Origin of the sequence: Clostridium sp. BSD9I1 (genome assembly GCF_900185645.1) — a bacterium.
Classification (GTDB): Bacteria; Bacillota; Clostridia; order Clostridiales; family Clostridiaceae; genus Clostridium_AK.
The window spans coordinates 489,794-505,077 of sequence record NZ_FYAM01000023.1; the positions used below are offsets into that span (position 1 = coordinate 489,794).

16 protein-coding genes are annotated in these 15,284 nt (G+C 31.3%); all 16 read right to left on the reverse strand.

What is annotated here, in order from left to right:
• Positions 1–11 precede the first annotated feature (11 nt).
• The 16 genes from dapG to rseP all read right to left on the reverse strand — a co-directional run bounded on the left by dapG (position 12) and on the right by rseP (position 15,277).
• Positions 12–1,220 (reverse strand): aspartate kinase, encoded by a 1,209-nt coding sequence (gene dapG, locus BSD9I1_RS09790; protein WP_035307664.1) that lies wholly within the window; start codon positions 1,218–1,220, stop codon positions 12–14.
• 14 nt (positions 1,221–1,234) lie between these two features.
• Positions 1,235–1,510, reverse strand: a complete 276-nt coding sequence (locus BSD9I1_RS09795) for a YlmC/YmxH family sporulation protein (RefSeq protein WP_035307662.1) — start codon at positions 1,508–1,510, stop codon at positions 1,235–1,237.
• 75 nt (positions 1,511–1,585) lie between these two features.
• Positions 1,586–2,887, reverse strand: a complete 1,302-nt coding sequence (locus BSD9I1_RS09800) for a pitrilysin family protein (RefSeq protein WP_186430180.1) — start codon at positions 2,885–2,887, stop codon at positions 1,586–1,588.
• A 62-nt stretch (positions 2,888–2,949) separates the two neighbouring features.
• Positions 2,950–5,079, reverse strand: coding sequence for a polyribonucleotide nucleotidyltransferase (locus tag BSD9I1_RS09805; protein WP_186430181.1), 2,130 nt, complete (start codon positions 5,077–5,079; stop codon positions 2,950–2,952).
• Between the two features lie 113 nt (positions 5,080–5,192).
• A complete protein-coding gene (gene rpsO / locus BSD9I1_RS09810) occupies positions 5,193–5,456 on the reverse strand; it encodes a 30S ribosomal protein S15 (protein ID WP_035307656.1) in 264 nt (87 codons plus the stop codon).
• A gap of 102 nt (positions 5,457–5,558) precedes the next feature.
• Positions 5,559–6,509 carry a bifunctional riboflavin kinase/FAD synthetase gene (locus tag BSD9I1_RS09815; protein ID WP_186430182.1) on the reverse strand — a complete coding sequence of 317 codons (951 nt, stop codon included), beginning with the start codon at positions 6,507–6,509 and terminating at the stop codon, positions 5,559–5,561.
• Positions 6,510–6,519: 10 nt separating this feature from the next.
• On the reverse strand, positions 6,520–7,386 hold the full coding sequence (gene truB, locus BSD9I1_RS09820; protein WP_186430183.1) for a tRNA pseudouridine(55) synthase TruB: 867 nt from the start codon (positions 7,384–7,386) through the stop codon (positions 6,520–6,522).
• A complete protein-coding gene (locus tag BSD9I1_RS09825; RefSeq protein WP_186430184.1) occupies positions 7,386–8,348 on the reverse strand; it encodes a bifunctional oligoribonuclease/PAP phosphatase NrnA in 963 nt (320 codons plus the stop codon). Before BSD9I1_RS09825 ends, truB begins: the two co-directional genes overlap by 1 nt.
• Positions 8,335–8,703: a 30S ribosome-binding factor RbfA gene (gene rbfA, locus BSD9I1_RS09830; protein WP_035307648.1), complete on the reverse strand. Its 369-nt coding sequence runs from the start codon at positions 8,701–8,703 to the stop codon at positions 8,335–8,337. The genes BSD9I1_RS09825 and rbfA overlap by 14 nt, the downstream gene beginning before the upstream one ends.
• 18 nt (positions 8,704–8,721) lie before the next feature.
• On the reverse strand, positions 8,722–10,806 hold the full coding sequence (gene infB, locus BSD9I1_RS09835) for a translation initiation factor IF-2 (RefSeq protein ID WP_035307646.1): 2,085 nt from the start codon (positions 10,804–10,806) through the stop codon (positions 8,722–8,724).
• 17 nt (positions 10,807–10,823) lie between these two features.
• Positions 10,824–11,138, reverse strand: coding sequence for a ribosomal L7Ae/L30e/S12e/Gadd45 family protein (locus tag BSD9I1_RS09840; RefSeq protein ID WP_035307644.1), 315 nt, complete (start codon positions 11,136–11,138; stop codon positions 10,824–10,826).
• Positions 11,128–11,397 carry an RNase P modulator RnpM gene (gene rnpM, locus BSD9I1_RS09845; protein WP_035307643.1) on the reverse strand — a complete coding sequence of 90 codons (270 nt, stop codon included), beginning with the start codon at positions 11,395–11,397 and terminating at the stop codon, positions 11,128–11,130. The genes BSD9I1_RS09840 and rnpM overlap by 11 nt, the downstream gene beginning before the upstream one ends.
• A gap of 25 nt (positions 11,398–11,422) precedes the next feature.
• Complete coding sequence (nusA, locus tag BSD9I1_RS09850; protein WP_035307642.1) at positions 11,423–12,472, reverse strand: transcription termination factor NusA; 1,050 nt, start codon at positions 12,470–12,472, stop codon at positions 11,423–11,425.
• A 20-nt stretch (positions 12,473–12,492) separates the two neighbouring features.
• Positions 12,493–12,954 (reverse strand): ribosome maturation factor RimP, encoded by a 462-nt coding sequence (gene rimP / locus BSD9I1_RS09855; RefSeq protein WP_035307640.1) that lies wholly within the window; start codon positions 12,952–12,954, stop codon positions 12,493–12,495.
• 244 nt (positions 12,955–13,198) lie between these two features.
• Positions 13,199–14,248 (reverse strand): flavodoxin-dependent (E)-4-hydroxy-3-methylbut-2-enyl-diphosphate synthase, encoded by a 1,050-nt coding sequence (gene ispG, locus BSD9I1_RS09860; RefSeq protein ID WP_186430761.1) that lies wholly within the window; start codon positions 14,246–14,248, stop codon positions 13,199–13,201.
• A gap of 15 nt (positions 14,249–14,263) precedes the next feature.
• On the reverse strand, positions 14,264–15,277 hold the full coding sequence (rseP, locus tag BSD9I1_RS09865; RefSeq protein ID WP_186430762.1) for an RIP metalloprotease RseP: 1,014 nt from the start codon (positions 15,275–15,277) through the stop codon (positions 14,264–14,266).
• Between the last annotated feature and the right edge of the window lie 7 nt (positions 15,278–15,284).

The window sequence follows — 15,284 nt, forward strand, 5'->3', positions numbered from 1 at the left end:
ATACTATAAATTTATTTTATTTCTCCTAGTTTAAATCCTCTATGCAGAGCATTTATAGCTTGTTTAGTATATTCACTTTCTACTAAGCACCAAATAGTTGTATGAGAATCGGCTGTTTGTAATATTTTTATATTTTCCTTATTCAAATAGTTTAAAATTTTAGCCATTACTCCTGGAATTCCTCTCATACGACTTCCTATAATAGCAATCTTACTGCAATTTTCTGTATAGGTATATAAAAGATTTAGATTTTTCATTATGTGGTCAAATTTACTTATATCTTTTCCATCTATGGTAAAGACACTTTCCTCTGGAAACACATTAATTAAATCTATACTTATTCCATTTTGTGCTAGTACATTTAAAAGTTCATAGTAGTTTTCATTTTCATTATTTTCTTTTAAGCTAACTCTCACTTGAGTTCTATCACTCATATGAGTAATACCGGTTATAATATTATCTACCTTTAAATCTCCATTGTTATTTATAGTAGTTCCCTTTGAGGTACTTAAAGTATTTTTAATTACCAGAGGGATATTGGATTTCATGGCAACTTCTACTGCCCTAGGATGTATAACCTTAGCTCCTTGATCTGCAAATTGGAATACTTCATTATAACTTATTTCTTTGATTAAAGAGGCATCTGAAACTATTCTAGGATCTGCTGTCATTATACCATCAACATCAGTATAAATCTCTACTTGTTCAGCATTAAGAGCTACTCCAAGTAATGCTGCAGTTACATCACTTCCACCTCTACCTAAAGTCGTAATATATCCCTTTTTACTTATACCTTGGAAACCTGCTACTACAGGAATGTTACCTTCCTTTAAAACCTCTAATATATTTTCAGGATTTACATTTAATACATTGGCATTCCCATAATTATCATCAGTTAAAATGCCAGCCTGTCCTCCTGTTAATGGAATAGCTTTTTCCTTATGATTTAATAAGTCATCTGTCATAACAACAGTACTTATAATTTCACCACAACCCATAAGCAAATCTATACAAAGTTTATTTTCATCCTTTAGCTTATCACTTACTAACGAAAGAAGTGTATCTGTAGCGTAGGGCTCTCCCTTTCTTCCCATAGCTGAAACTACCACTACAGGAAAAAAGCCTTCCTTTTTTGCTTCACATATTTTTTCTATTACCATTTCTCTTCTTTCTTTAGTTGAAACAGATGTTCCCCCAAACTTTTGCACAACTATTTTCATCTACATCCCTCCAATTATACACGTGTCTTTTTTAAGGTTTTTTCATCCACATCTAGTATTATAGTCCTTGAACCTATCTTTTTTACGTTTTCCCAAGGTACTTCTATAAATTCACTTTTGCCAAATAAGCTAAATTTGGTTTTAACATCGTTTAAAATAAGCAATTTAAAATTTCCATTTTCATCAATTACTACATCATTATTAGATAAATAGCTATATTTATCCCCATCATTAATATTTATTATTTCGTATCTTTCTATTTGACTATATAGCTTCATATCGTCATCCATACTATAAGCCCTCCTTAATATATTTCATAAAATAATATGAAATATATTAAGGAATTATTACTTCAATACTAAATACTACACAATTATATCATTATTGTCACTTTTGAATAAGGTTATATCCCCTTCTAATAATGATTTAATCCCATCTAAATCCAATTTATCTCCTACATAAGCAGAATTTAATATACCATTTTTAAAGGTATACTCCATTACTCTTTGTATTTTTTCCATGTCTATAGAATCTATTTTTTTAATTATATCTTCAGGTTTATTTATTTTATTTAAAAATAATGTGGATTTCCCATTGTTAAACATTCTGCTGCTGGTACTTTCCAGTCCTAAAATGTAATTACCCTTCATTTGTTCCTTGCCCTTTATAAGTCTTTCATTTGAAATAGTGGTTTTAGAAAATTTGATTACCTCTTCTTTGATAAGTTCTACTACTTCTAAGGAATACTTAGGATTTAATCCAGTATAAATCGATATTATTCCTGTATTACTAAAAGAACTTAAATAAGAATATATAGAATAACATCTTCCTTTTTCTTCCCTTATCTTTTGAAATAAAATAGAAGAAGCTCCACCACCTAAAATATTATTTAATAATATAAGAGCATAAGCATCCTCGTGTCCCATTTCTATTCCATTAAGCCCTAAACTTAAATGTAATTGTTCAATTTTCTTTTCTTGGAATAAATGATTATGAAAAATATTAGGTTTATTATGATTTATAGCTTCATTTTCATTGTACTTCCAATTGCCAAAATATTTTTCCACTAAACTTTCTATTTTATCTATATCAAACTTACCTGCAATAGAAAGAACACAATTTTCTGGAACATAACGAGCGTTAATATATTCCAATATTTGTTCTTTGGTAAATGATGAAACTGTCTTTATAGATCCTAAAATAGGAAGAGCAATTGCTTCTTCTCCCCAAATAGCTTTACTATGAAGATCCATAAGTACATCCTCTGGCGAATCTTCATTCATATTTATTTCTTCTATTATAACGCCCTTTTCCTTTTCTATATCTTCTTTGTCAAATTTGCTATTAAAAAGCATATCTGATATAACATCTAGAGCCAATTCAATATGACTATCTAATATTTTAATATAATAGCAGGTACTTTCCTTTCCAGTGAAAGCATTAATTTGACCACCTACATCTTCTATAGATTCCGCTATTTGTTTAGCATTTCTATTATATGTACCTTTAAAAAACATATGTTCTATAAAATGTGAAATACCATTGCTATAAGTGTTTTCATTTCTTGACCCATTTTTTACCCATAGTCCTACACTAACAGAATTTACATAATCTATCTTTTCTAATGCAATCTTTAACCCATTATTAAGCGTAACTAATTTATACATTGTTAGCCTCCCACAATTCTATAAATTATAAAAAATAAAAAGGCACAAAGCCCTTCTATTTTTTATTTATCAATTGTTTTTTCTGGTTGTTGTTGCTGATCATCTGCTTCAGGTTTCATAGCATCTTTTCTTGAAAGATTTACTCTTCCTTGATCATCTATCTCTGTTACTTTTACGAGTATTTCATCGCCTACTGAAACTACATCTTCTACTTTATTAACTCTTGTGAAATCTAATTTAGATATATGCACTAATCCTTCTTTACCTGGAAGAATTTCAACAAAGGCTCCAAAATTAGTTGTTCTTGTTACCTTACCTAAATATATTTCTCCTACTTCCACAACTTTTGTTAAATCATTTATTATCTTAAGAGCTTTATTAGCTCCTATGCTATCATCAGATAAGATGTATATCTTTCCGTCTTCCTTAATGTCAATCTTTACTCCTGTTTCTGCTATTATCTTGTTTATAGTCTTTCCGCCTGCTCCTATAACATCTCTTATCTTTTCTGGATCGATAGTCATAGTATATACTCTTGGAGCATAAGGAGACATTTCTTTTCTTGGCTCAGCGATACATTCGTTCATCTTTCCTAATATAAATAAACGCGCTGTTCTTGCATCTTCTATGGACTTTCTTATACATTCATTAGATAATCCCTTGATTTTAGTATCTACTTGTATAGCAGTTATTCCCTTTTCTGTTCCTGCTACTTTAAAGTCCATATCTCCAAAGAAGTCTTCAATACCTTGTATATCAGTTAATACTTCTTCTTCTGATAAATCATCGCTAGTTACAAGTCCCATAGCAATACCTGCTGCTGGTCTTTTAATTGGTACTCCTGCATCTAATAATGCTAAAGTACTAGCACATACACTTGCTTGAGAAGTAGATCCATTAGAACTTAATACTTCAGAAACTAATCTAACTGCATATGGGAAATCTTCTTCGGACGGAATAAGAGGTTCTAATGCTTTTTCAGCTAAAGCACCGTGACCAATTTCTCTTCTACCTGGTCCTCTAAGAGGTCTAACTTCTCCAACACTATAAGATGGGAAATTATAATGATGCATATATCTTTTAGATTCTGCTTCACCAATTCCATCTAATATTTGAACATCACCTAATGGTCCAATGGTAGCTGCGGTCATAACTTGAGTAAGCCCTCTTGTAAATAAACCTGTACCATGAGTTCTTGGGAAAAGTCCTACTTCACAACTTATAGGTCTTACTTGATCGAATCCTCTTCCATCTGGTCTTCTTCCTTCTTTTAAAATCATAGTTCTAACAGTTTCTTTTTGAAGTTTATATACTACATCAGCTATATCAGCACCATTTTCAGGATACTTTTCTCCAAATTGTTCTGAAACCTTGCTGCGCACTTCATCTATAGCAACATTTCTTTGATCTTTATCTGTTATATACATTGCATCTTTTACCATTTGGAAAGCATAATCTCTAACTTCCTGTTCTAAATTTTCATCTACCTTATGTAAGACAGGTTCAATTTTTTCCTTTCCAAACTTCTGCATAGCTTCTTCCTGAAAAGCTACTATTTTCTTACATTCTTCGAAACCAAACATAATAGCATTGTACATAGTTTCTTCATCAACTTCATCTGCACCTGCTTCTATCATGGTAACTCTTTCTTTAGTAGCACAAACAGTTAAATTTAAAATACTCTTTTCTCTTTCACTTTGAATTGGATTTAGTACAAATTTTCCGTCAACTAACCCTACAGAAACTGTTCCAACTGGTGTAGTAAAAGGAATTGAAGATAGGCATAAAGCTAAAGAAGCACCATTCATAGCTAATATATTAGGTGAGTTATCTTGTTCAACTGATACAACCGTACATACTATTTGTACATCATTTCTATATCCCTTAGGAAATAGCGGTCTTAAAGGTCTGTCTATAGCTCTAGCAGTTAGTATAGCATCCTCTGAAGGTCTACCCTCTCTTTTTATAAAACCTCCTGGTATTTTACCTACTGCATAAAGTCTTTCTTCATATTCTACACTTAACGGAAAGAAGTCAATTCCCGCTCTAGGTTCTTTAGATGCATTTGCGTTTACAAGTACTACTGTTTCACCATAACTTACAAGTATAGCACAATCAGAAAGCATTCCTACCTTCCCAAACTCTACTTTAAGTTTTCTTCCGGCTAAAGTAGTTTCAAGCATATGATTCATAATTTACCTCCCTTCGATATTTACACTATTATTATCGTTTTTTTTGGTATTTTTTATACAAATTTAATTACTTAATTCAAAATAATAGAGCGGCTGAGCCGCTCTTAGTGATATTATTTTCTTAATCCTAATTCTTTAATAATAGCACGATATCTTTCAATATCTTTCTTTTCTAAGTAATTTAAAAGTCCTCTTCTCTTACCAACCATCATTAGAAGACCTCTTCTTGAATGATGATCCTTCTTGTGAAGCTTTAAGTGAGCATTTAAGTGATTGATTCTCTCAGTTAAAAGTGCTATCTGCACTTCTGGTGAACCAGTGTCTCCCTCATGTCTTGCGTGTTTAGTTAATAATTCTTCTTTTCTTGCCTTTTCCATTAAAATACACCTCCAATTGTTAAATCCCCTTTCTCCAAGAATACCGACGGCAATCCAGTAATCATAGAGTAAGGTTCACTTGAATAAGTATATCAAATAAGCTTATAAAAGTAAATTGTTTTTTGAAATTAATTGTAAATTTTGCTTTTCCACGTATTCCTTATCTTTTTCTATCCTACAAGCTAATTCTTCTAGAGAATCAAATTTCTTTTCATCTCTTATTCTTCCTGTAAAATAGACTCTAATGGTTTCATCATATATATTGTTATTAAAATCTAATATATGGGTTTCTATGCTAAGTTTTTGGTTTTCAACAGTTGGGTTATACCCTATATTGGTTACCCCTTTATAAAATTTATCCTTATATTTTACAATAGTAGAATACACTCCACCCTTAGGTATAGCATAATCTTTATTATAGTCTAAATTTATAGTTGGAAAGCCAATTTCTCTTCCAATTTGCCTTCCTCTTACTACTTTACCCTCTATAGAAAATGGTACATACAGCATGGAATTAGCTTTTTTAATATCTCCCTGTTCGGATATTATATTTCGTATTCGTGAACTAGATATTAATTCATTATTTTGTTTTATGGGATTTATCACATAAAGCTTAAAATTATATTTAACACTTAATTTCTTAAGAAGTGTTATATCTCCTAAGTTCTTATATCCAAATCTATAGTTAAATCCCACTATAATACCCTTTGCATTATAATTTTCAACTATATTAGAAATAAAATCTTCAGGAGAAATTTCCATAAACTCCCTACTGAAATTTATCAAGCTTAAATAATCCACTCCTATGTGATCCAAAACCCTTATTTTCATATCATTATCCATTAGTAATTTAGGCATTATCTCTTTATTTATAATAGACAAAGGATGATTTTTAAATGTATATATCATACTTTTGCCTTTATTTTTCTTTGCCACTTCTATGGCCTTTTGCACTAATGCCCTATGTCCTAAATGTAAGCCATCAAAACTTCCTAATGCTATATAAGTATCATAAGGTATTTTTTTATTTATTTCTTCTCCCAATAAATCCATATTATTACCTCTAAATCAGTAATTTTTCTACTTTAAAACCTTTTTCAGTCTTTTTTCCTATTCCTATAAATCTATCTTCTATATATACCTTATATAATATATTTTCCTCTATATCCTTAATTATAAAAGGATTTTGTATAGTAACTCCATTCAAAAGGAGCTTTTCAAATTTATTGCTAAACACCATAGATTTATACGTTAAAGCCTCATCTATAGGTATAATAAAATTCTCAATATTTTCTTCATTTAAATCTTCTAAAGCTATGGAATTTTCTATAGAAAAAGTCCCCGTCTCAACTCTCTCTAAATCCCACATAGCTCCTCCAACTTTTAAAACATCTCCTATATCATAGCATAGACTTCTTATATAAGTTCCTTTAGAACATTTAACAGTAAATTCAACATATGGGATATCTATATTTTCTATATTTATGTCATATATAGTTATCTTTCTTTTTTGTCTCTCTATCTCAATGCCTTTTCGTGCTAGTTCATAAAGTCTTTTTCCATTAACCTTTAATGCTGAATACATAGGAGGCATTTGTTCTATATCTCCAACAAAACCTTTAATAACTTCTTCTATGTCTTTATCACTTATATTATTAAGTTCACTTTCAGAAAGTATCTTTCCTTCTCTATCATAAGTATCTGTTATAACCCCTAACTTTAAGGTAGCTTTATATACTTTATGGTTTTGCATTATGTAATCTACAATTTTTGTAGCATTATTTATGCATACTGGAAGTACTCCCGAAGCCATAGGGTCTAAAGTTCCGGTATGACCTACTTTCTTGGTTTTAGAAAGCCTTTTTATAGTTCTTACCACATCAAAAGAAGTAATACCTGAAGGTTTATATACGTTTATTACTCCATTCATCATATCAACTCTTTTTGTATAATTTTTAGTAATTCTTCCTTAGCTTCCTTTAGAGATTTGCCCTTAATAACAGCCCCCGCTGCTCTTATATGGCCACCGCCCCCAAAATTTTCAGCTATTTTTCTTACATCTACTTTTGATTTGGATCTAATACTTAATTTAACTTCATTTTGCTTTTCCTTAAATAAAACAGTTACCTCTACGCCCTCAATTTGATTACCAAAGGAAACTATATCTGAAGTATCTGTACATGGATCTATATTATATTTTTCAAACATTTCTTGAGTTACTTCCATAAAGCAAATGCTACTATTAATAAGCTCCATTTTATTAAATACTTCCCCATAAAGCTTAAATCTTACAAATTCCTTATTATCAAATATAATTCTATGTATAGCACTAAAATCTATCCCTGTATTTACCAAATCACCAGCTATAGCATGAGTAACAGAAGTAGTATTAGAGTATCTAAATGCTCCTGTATCTGTTAATATAGATGTATAAAGACACTTAGCTATATCTTGATCTATTTCTACTCCAAGTGATCTTAACATTTGATATACTATTTCAGCCATACAAGAGGAATTAGTATCTACAAAATTTAAATCTCCATATAGGCCGTTAGATATATGATGATCTATATTAATTAATGTATAATTTTTATTTTTCATATCTAAGATTGCATTTACTCTTTCAAAGTTTCCGCAATCCAACACTATAATAAGATCTGTTCCCTCTTTTACGGTACTAACATTTCCATTTATCTCAGTGCTATAAGGCAAGAAACTAAAAGTATTTTCAATTTCCTCTTTACATATAATATAAGCATTTTTATTAAGTCTTCTTAATGCTTGCAATAAGCCTAAAGAACTCCCTAATGAATCACCATCTGGAGAAGTATGAAAAGTAATACCTATTGTATTACTTTTCTTAATAAGGGATAGAATATTATTCATTATCATTTCTATCCCGCTCCTTTTTTATTTTAGATAAAATTTCATCTATATGCATTCCCTGCTCTATAGTATTATCTAGTTCTATTAGTATCTGCGGAGTAACTCTTAATTTTATTCTATGCCCTACTTCTCTTCTAATAAATCCTGAGGAGTTTTTTAGAGCTTGAAGCGTAATATTTTTAGACTCTTCATCCCCAAAAATACTTACATACACTTTAGCATAACTTAAATCCTTTGTAACATCTACCTTAGTTACACTTACCATTGTGTTTACTCTAGGATCTTTTAATTCACGCTGTATTATATCTGATACTTCTCGTCTAACTTCCTCATTAATTCTCCCTGCTCTATGCTTTGCCATATAATATCACCTCAAATTCTATAGCTTATCTTTTTTGATTTCCTCCATTGTATATGCTTCAATTATGTCTCCTTCTTTTAGATCATTGAATTTTTCTACCATAATACCACATTCATATCCAGTAGCTACTTCTTTTGCATCATCTTTAAATCTTTTTAAGGAGTCAAGTGCTGATTCACATACAACTATTCCATCTCTTACTATTCTTACACTAGCATTTCTTGTTATCTTTCCGTTTAAAACATAACAACCAGCTATTGTTCCTACATTAGATATCTTATAAAGCTGTCTAACTTCGGCTCTTCCAAGTATTACTTCTTTATAATCAGGCTCTAGCATTCCAACCATAGCTGATTTTATATCTTCTATAGCAGTATATATAACTCTATATGTCTTTACATCTACGCTTTCTTTTTCAGCGAGTGCAGTAGCATTGTTATCAGGTCTTACATTAAATCCAATAATAATTGCATTTGAAGCATTTGCAAGTGATACATCTGTTTCTGTTATAGCGCCTACTCCACCGTGTATTACTCTTACTTTAACTTCATCTGTAGACAACTTCTCAAATGATTGTTTTACTGCTTCTACAGAACCCTGTACATCAGCCTTTACTATTATATTTAATTCTTTTATTTTTCCCTCTTTTATTTGACTATAAAGATCTTCTAAGGATACCTTGTGAGATTGTAAATATTCATTTCTATCCTTTTCTTTTCTCTTTTCAGCCATTTCTCTTGCAGTTTTTTCATCCTTAACTACATGGAATCTATCACCTGCTGATGGAACTTCAGAAAGTCCAAGTATTTCAACTGGTATTGATGGTCCAGCTGATTTTATCTTTTTACCCTTATCATCAAACATTGCTCTTATTCTACCATAAGTACTTCCAACAATTATTGAATCTCCTACTTGTAAAGTACCATTTTGTACTAATAGAGATGCAACTGCTCCTCTACCTTTATCTAGTTTTGCTTCAATTACAGTTCCTTTTGCTTTTCTTTGTGCATTAGCTTTAAGTTCTAACATCTCTGAAGTTAATACTACCATTTCAAGTAAGCTATCTATACCTTCTCTTGTATGTGCAGAAACAGGAACAGTTACTGTATCTCCGCCCCAATCTTCAGCAAGTAAATTTCTTTCCGCTAACTGTTGCTTTACTCTTTCAGGGTTTGCTCCAGGTCTATCCATTTTATTTATAGCTACTATTATTGGAACATTAGCTGCTTTACAATGGTTTATAGCTTCTTCTGTCTGAGGCATTATACCATCATCTGCTGCTACTACAAGTATTACTATGTCTGTTATTTGAGCACCACGTGCTCTCATTGAAGTAAATGCTTCATGTCCTGGAGTATCTAAAAATGTTATCTTCTCATCACCTATGTTTACAGTGTAAGCTCCTATATGCTGAGTTATTCCACCAGCTTCTGAAGCTGCAACTTTAGATTTCTTTATTGCATCTAGAAGTGAAGTCTTACCATGGTCAACGTGACCCATAACTGTTACTACTGGAGGTCTCTTTTCATTTAATGTTTCCTCTTCTTCATCTTCTTCAGGTTCTACTACTTCTAAAGTTAAATCTTTTTCCTTTTGAACAACAAAAGCATTAAACTTTTCTCCTAACTTTTCAGCTGTTTGAAAATCTATCTCTTGGTTCAATGAAGCCATAACTCCTATAAATATAAGCTGTTTTATAACTTCTGTATAAGGTTTCTTTAGCTTATCTGCAAGTTCTTTTACAGTAATAGTATCTTCCATCTCTATTACTATTTCTTCACTTTCTTCTGCTAATAAATCCTGTTGCGCTTTTTCTTCCTTACCCTTTTTACCTTTAATCTTTGTAACTTTTATTTCTTCTTCTATTTTTTCTTCCTGAAGAACTCCATATTTTTCTTCTATATCGTCTTCAATCTTTACAGAACTTTTTTCACCCTTAGTATTCTCCATATACAGCTCTTTTATAAGTTGAGCATCCTCATCTTCTATTACACTCATATGGTTTTTTACTTCTACATTAAATTCTTCTTGTAGTAAGGTTATAAGTTCCTTACTTGAAATATTTAATTCTTTAGCCAATTCATAAACTCTTATTTTTGACAAAATGTTCACCCCCGAAACTAAATATTATTACCTTGTTTCCATAATTCCAAAATCTTATTTGCCATTGAACTGTCACTTATACCAATTATTCCAATACCTTCTCTTCCAATGGCGCTAGATAGCTCCTCTGTGGAATAATGATTAATTATAAAAATATCTTTTTTTTCTGATATTCTTAAGAATTTTTCTATGGTATTTGGTGCACAGGTTGATGAAACTATAAGTAAAAAACATCTGTTTTTTAATGCAGCTTCTTCACATTTGTTATAACCTTCTATAACTTTTCCAGCTTTTTTAGCAATTCCTAAAAAACTTAATAATTTATCTTTCATCCCTTATCTCTTCCTTTAACTTCTCATGAACTTCCTGGCTAAGGGTGGTTTCTAGATTTCTTTCTAGTTTTCTCGTTTTAAAAGCCTTCTCTAAACATTCTACACTTTTACAGATATATGCACCTCTTCCAGGTTTTTTTCCTGTCAAGTCTATAGAAACTTCTCCCTCTTTACTTTTTACTACTCTTATAAGTTCTTTTTTGGGTTTCATCTCCATGCATCCTGTGCACATTCTTTGAGGAACCTTTTTTACCTTCATATTAAACCACCTTCCTTCTCCAGTTTTATTCCGTTACTTGTGACTTGCTCTTTATATCTATTTTCCATCCTGTAAGTTTTGCAGCAAGTCTTACATTTTGGCCTTCTTTACCAATAGCAAGAGATAGTTGATTATCATCTACTACAACTTTTGCAGATTTATTTTGTTCATCTATAGTTACATCTAAAACATTAGCTGGACTTAAAGCATTTCCAATGTACTCTTCTGGAAGTTTACTCCACTTTATTATATCAATCTTTTCATTTTTAAGTTCATTTACTATGTTTTGAACTCTAGTTCCCTTAGGTCCTACACAAGCTCCCATAGGGTCTATATCCTCATCATTTGAATATACAGCTATCTTTGTTCTAGACCCTGCTTCTCTTGATATACTCTTGATTTCTACTACACCACTGTATATCTCTGGAACCTCTAATTCAAATAATCTTTTTACAAGACCTGGATGTGTTCTGGAAACTACAACTTGAGCTCCTTTAGTAGTATTTTTTACTTCTACTATATAAAGTTTAAGTCTTTCGTTGAAGTTATACTGTTCTCCATGCATTTGTTCATTTGGTCCTAAAACAGCTTCAACTTTCCCAAGATTTACAAAAACATTACCTTTGTCTTTTCTAATAACAGTTCCTGTAATTATATCTGAAGCTTTTTCTAAAAACTCATTATATACAATTCGTCTTTCTTCTTCCTTAATTCTTTGAATAACAACTTGCTTTGCAGCTTGAGCTGCTACTCTACCAAATTTTTTAGGAGTTACTTCTATATTCACTACTTCATCTATTTCATATCTTGGATCTAACTCTTTGGCATCTGTTAATGATATTTCATTGAATTCATCTTCGACTTCTTCAACTACTATTTTTCTAGAGAATACATTTATTTCTCCAGTTTCCCTATTCATATTTACTATTACATTTTGAATATTTGCCCCTTGCTTAGCATAATTCTTTTTATACGCTGCAACCAACGCGTCTTCTATAGTACTAAATATAAGATCTTCGCTTATGCCCTTTTCTTTAACTATTTCTTTCAAAGCTTCTATGAATTCCTCATTCATTTTCTTATGAACCCTCCTTATTAAAACTCAACCCTTAAGTTTACTTTAGAAACCTTATCCCTTGGTATAACTATTTCTTTGTTTTTATCTAATAAAGTAATATCTTCATCAGTAAAGGATTTTAAAGTTCCTTCTAACTTTTTCTTACCATTAAATGCAGAAGCTAACCTTATTGTAATAGAATTATCAATGTATTTCTCCAAGTGTGCATCTGTATGTAATTCTCTTTCTATTCCTGGAGAAGAAACTTCTAAATAATAGCTATCAGTAATAGGATCTTCTACATCTAGCATTTCACTTACTTCCCTGCTTACCTTTTCACAATCATCTAAGTTTATTCCATCTTCACTATCTATGTATATTCTTAAATAATTCTCTCCATTTTCCTTTACAAATTCAACATGATATAGTTCATACCCTAATCTTTGAGTTATAGGAAAAACTAAAACTTCTATATTATTTACAATACCTTCTTTTTTCATTGTAATCCCTCCTTATGTATATATTTTGCAGTAACCTGCAATAAAATACTAAGTATCCAGTTAATTTAAAAACGCAACAATATAGTTGCGTTTCAAATAAATAGAAAGAGCGGGTTTAGACCCACTCTTCTCAGCTAATGTATTATCAGTAACTTTACACCTTTTCCATTGTATCATACAACATTTGTTATTTCAAGCAAAACTTGAATTTATAAATTAAATATAGGAGTCATGCGTTTCTGCCCTACATCTTATTTATTTCTTTTAATAGCTCTTCAACCAAATCTTCTTCTTTTACTTTTTTAAACATTTCACCTTTTTTAAATATAAGTCCTACACCTTTTCCCCCTGCTATACCTATATCTGCTTCCCTTGCCTCACCAGGGCCATTTACTACACATCCCATTATAGCTACTTTAATATCTTTATCTAAATCTTTTATCTTTTCTTCTACTTCATTAGCTATATTTATTAACCCTATTTCAGTTCTTCCGCAGGTTGGGCAAGATATTATTTCAATACCTTGCTTTTTAATTTGTAGAGCCTTTAATATTTCAATGCCCACCTTTACCTCTTCTACAGGATCTCCTGTGAGTGAAACTCTTATAGTATCTCCTATACCTTCAGATAGTAAAGCTCCAATTCCTATGCTAGATTTTATAGTTCCCCTCCAAGGGGTGCCAGCTTCTGTTACTCCTAAATGTAGAGGGTAATTTGATTTTTCCGAAATTAATCTATAGCTTTCAATCATATCCAAAACATTAGAAGATTTTATCGAGACCACTATATCTTTAAAATTTATATTCTCTAATATTTTTACATGTTTTAATGCACTTTCAACTAAAGCTTCAGAACATACTTTTCCATACTTGTTTAGTAACTCTTTATCTAAGGATCCGGAATTCACACCAATCCTTATAGGAATTTCCTTTTCCTTCGCCCTTTCAGCTACCATTTTAACTCTTTCTATACTTCCTATGTTTCCCGGATTTATTCTTAATGCAGAAACCCCACAGTCAATAGAAGTTAATGCCAACTTATAATCAAAGTGTATATCCGCTACTACAGGTATAGTCACTTCCTTTATAATATGCTTCAACGCCTCTGCGGCTTCCATATCTGGTACTGCACACCTTACAATTTCACAACCTGCCTTTTGCAGGCTATTTATTTGACTTATTGTTTCTTTTATATTCCTTGTATCAGTATTTGTCATGGATTGCACTGAGATAGGTGCATCTCCTCCAACAAATACACTTCCTACTCTTACTTTTCTTGTGTTCATTCTATTTATCATATCAATCAACTCCTAGAATTTTACGGGATATAATATATCTTTTATTGTAACTACGATCATCAGTGTTATGAGTATAACAAATCCAATATAATTTAATACCCCTACCTTGTTACTGTCAATTTTCTTTCTTGTAATAAACTCAATTAAGAATAATATTATCCATCCTCCATCTAACGCTGGGAAAGGAATTATATTAAATATGGCTAATTGAACACTTAAATACGCCGCAAAGGATAGCAAACTTAAAAATCCTGCCTTAGCAGCTTCTCCAGATACTCTCATAATGGTTACAGGTCCTCCAAAATCATCTACAGAAGCTCCTCCCGTAAATAATGTTTTAAAGAATCCAAAGGTTTGTTTGACTAATGACGTAGTTTCAATAAATCCATATTTTATAGATTCATTTACCCCTGGATTTTCTACAAGCGTTGGATAAACTCCCACTACAAATCTGTTTTCCTTTTCATCTTTAACAGGAGTAATGATAGAGGACTTAGTTTCTTCCCCTCTTTTATAAATTACACTTATAGTACTTCCATTTGCATTATAAACTTGAGTTACAAAGTCTTCCCATGTGGTTATAGCCTTTTCATTTACTTGAATTATTTCATCACCTTTTCTTATACCCGCTAAGTCTGCTGGATTACCTGGAACCACATTATCTACTACAGGGACTAAGAACCCTCTGCTACCTGCTATTATTGAATATAAAATCACAGCAAGTATAATGTTCATGATAGGCCCCGCTGATACTACACTGAGTTTTCTTAAAGGAGATTTATTTTGAAAAGCTCTTTCATCCGATGTTACTTCTCCATCTTCTCCTAACATTTTTACATATCCACCTATAGGAAGAAGCTTAATAGAATACTCTGTTTCTCCTCTTCTTACTCCAAAAAGCTTAGGACCCATTCCTATAGAAAATTCCTCTACTTTTACTCCATTTAATTTTGCCATCATAAAATGCCCAAATTCATGCACTATTACTAAAAGACTAAAGGCAAATAATGCGCCTAGTATATAAATTATGTTC

Excerpts from the sequence above, each read along its gene's own strand:
- nusA (WP_035307642.1), bottom strand. The coding sequence starts at position 12,472 with ATGAATGAGGAATTCATAGAAGCTTTGAAAGAAATAGTTAAAGAAAAG.
- rimP (WP_035307640.1), bottom strand. The coding sequence starts at position 12,954 with ATGAAAAAAGAAGGTATTGTAAATAATATAGAAGTTTTAGTTTTTCCT.
- BSD9I1_RS09805 (WP_186430181.1), bottom strand. The coding sequence starts at position 5,079 with ATGAATCATATGCTTGAAACTACTTTAGCCGGAAGAAAACTTAAAGTA.
- rbfA (WP_035307648.1), bottom strand. The coding sequence starts at position 8,703 with ATGGCAAAGCATAGAGCAGGGAGAATTAATGAGGAAGTTAGACGAGAA.
- dapG (WP_035307664.1), bottom strand. The coding sequence starts at position 1,220 with ATGAAAATAGTTGTGCAAAAGTTTGGGGGAACATCTGTTTCAACTAAA.
- BSD9I1_RS09815 (WP_186430182.1), bottom strand. The coding sequence starts at position 6,509 with ATGGATTTATTGGGAGAAGAAATAAATAAAAAAATACCTTATGATACT.
- BSD9I1_RS09840 (WP_035307644.1), bottom strand. The coding sequence starts at position 11,138 with ATGAAAGATAAATTATTAAGTTTTTTAGGAATTGCTAAAAAAGCTGGA.
- BSD9I1_RS09800 (WP_186430180.1), bottom strand. The coding sequence starts at position 2,887 with ATGTATAAATTAGTTACGCTTAATAATGGGTTAAAGATTGCATTAGAA.
- BSD9I1_RS09795 (WP_035307662.1), bottom strand. The coding sequence starts at position 1,510 with ATGGATGACGATATGAAGCTATATAGTCAAATAGAAAGATACGAAATA.
- truB (WP_186430183.1), bottom strand. The coding sequence starts at position 7,386 with ATGAATGGAGTAATAAACGTATATAAACCTTCAGGTATTACTTCTTTT.
- BSD9I1_RS09825 (WP_186430184.1), bottom strand. The coding sequence starts at position 8,348 with ATGATAATGAATAATATTCTATCCCTTATTAAGAAAAGTAATACAATA.
- rpsO (WP_035307656.1), bottom strand. The coding sequence starts at position 5,456 with ATGGAAAAGGCAAGAAAAGAAGAATTATTAACTAAACACGCAAGACAT.
- rnpM (WP_035307643.1), bottom strand. The coding sequence starts at position 11,397 with ATGAAGGTAAAAAAGGTTCCTCAAAGAATGTGCACAGGATGCATGGAG.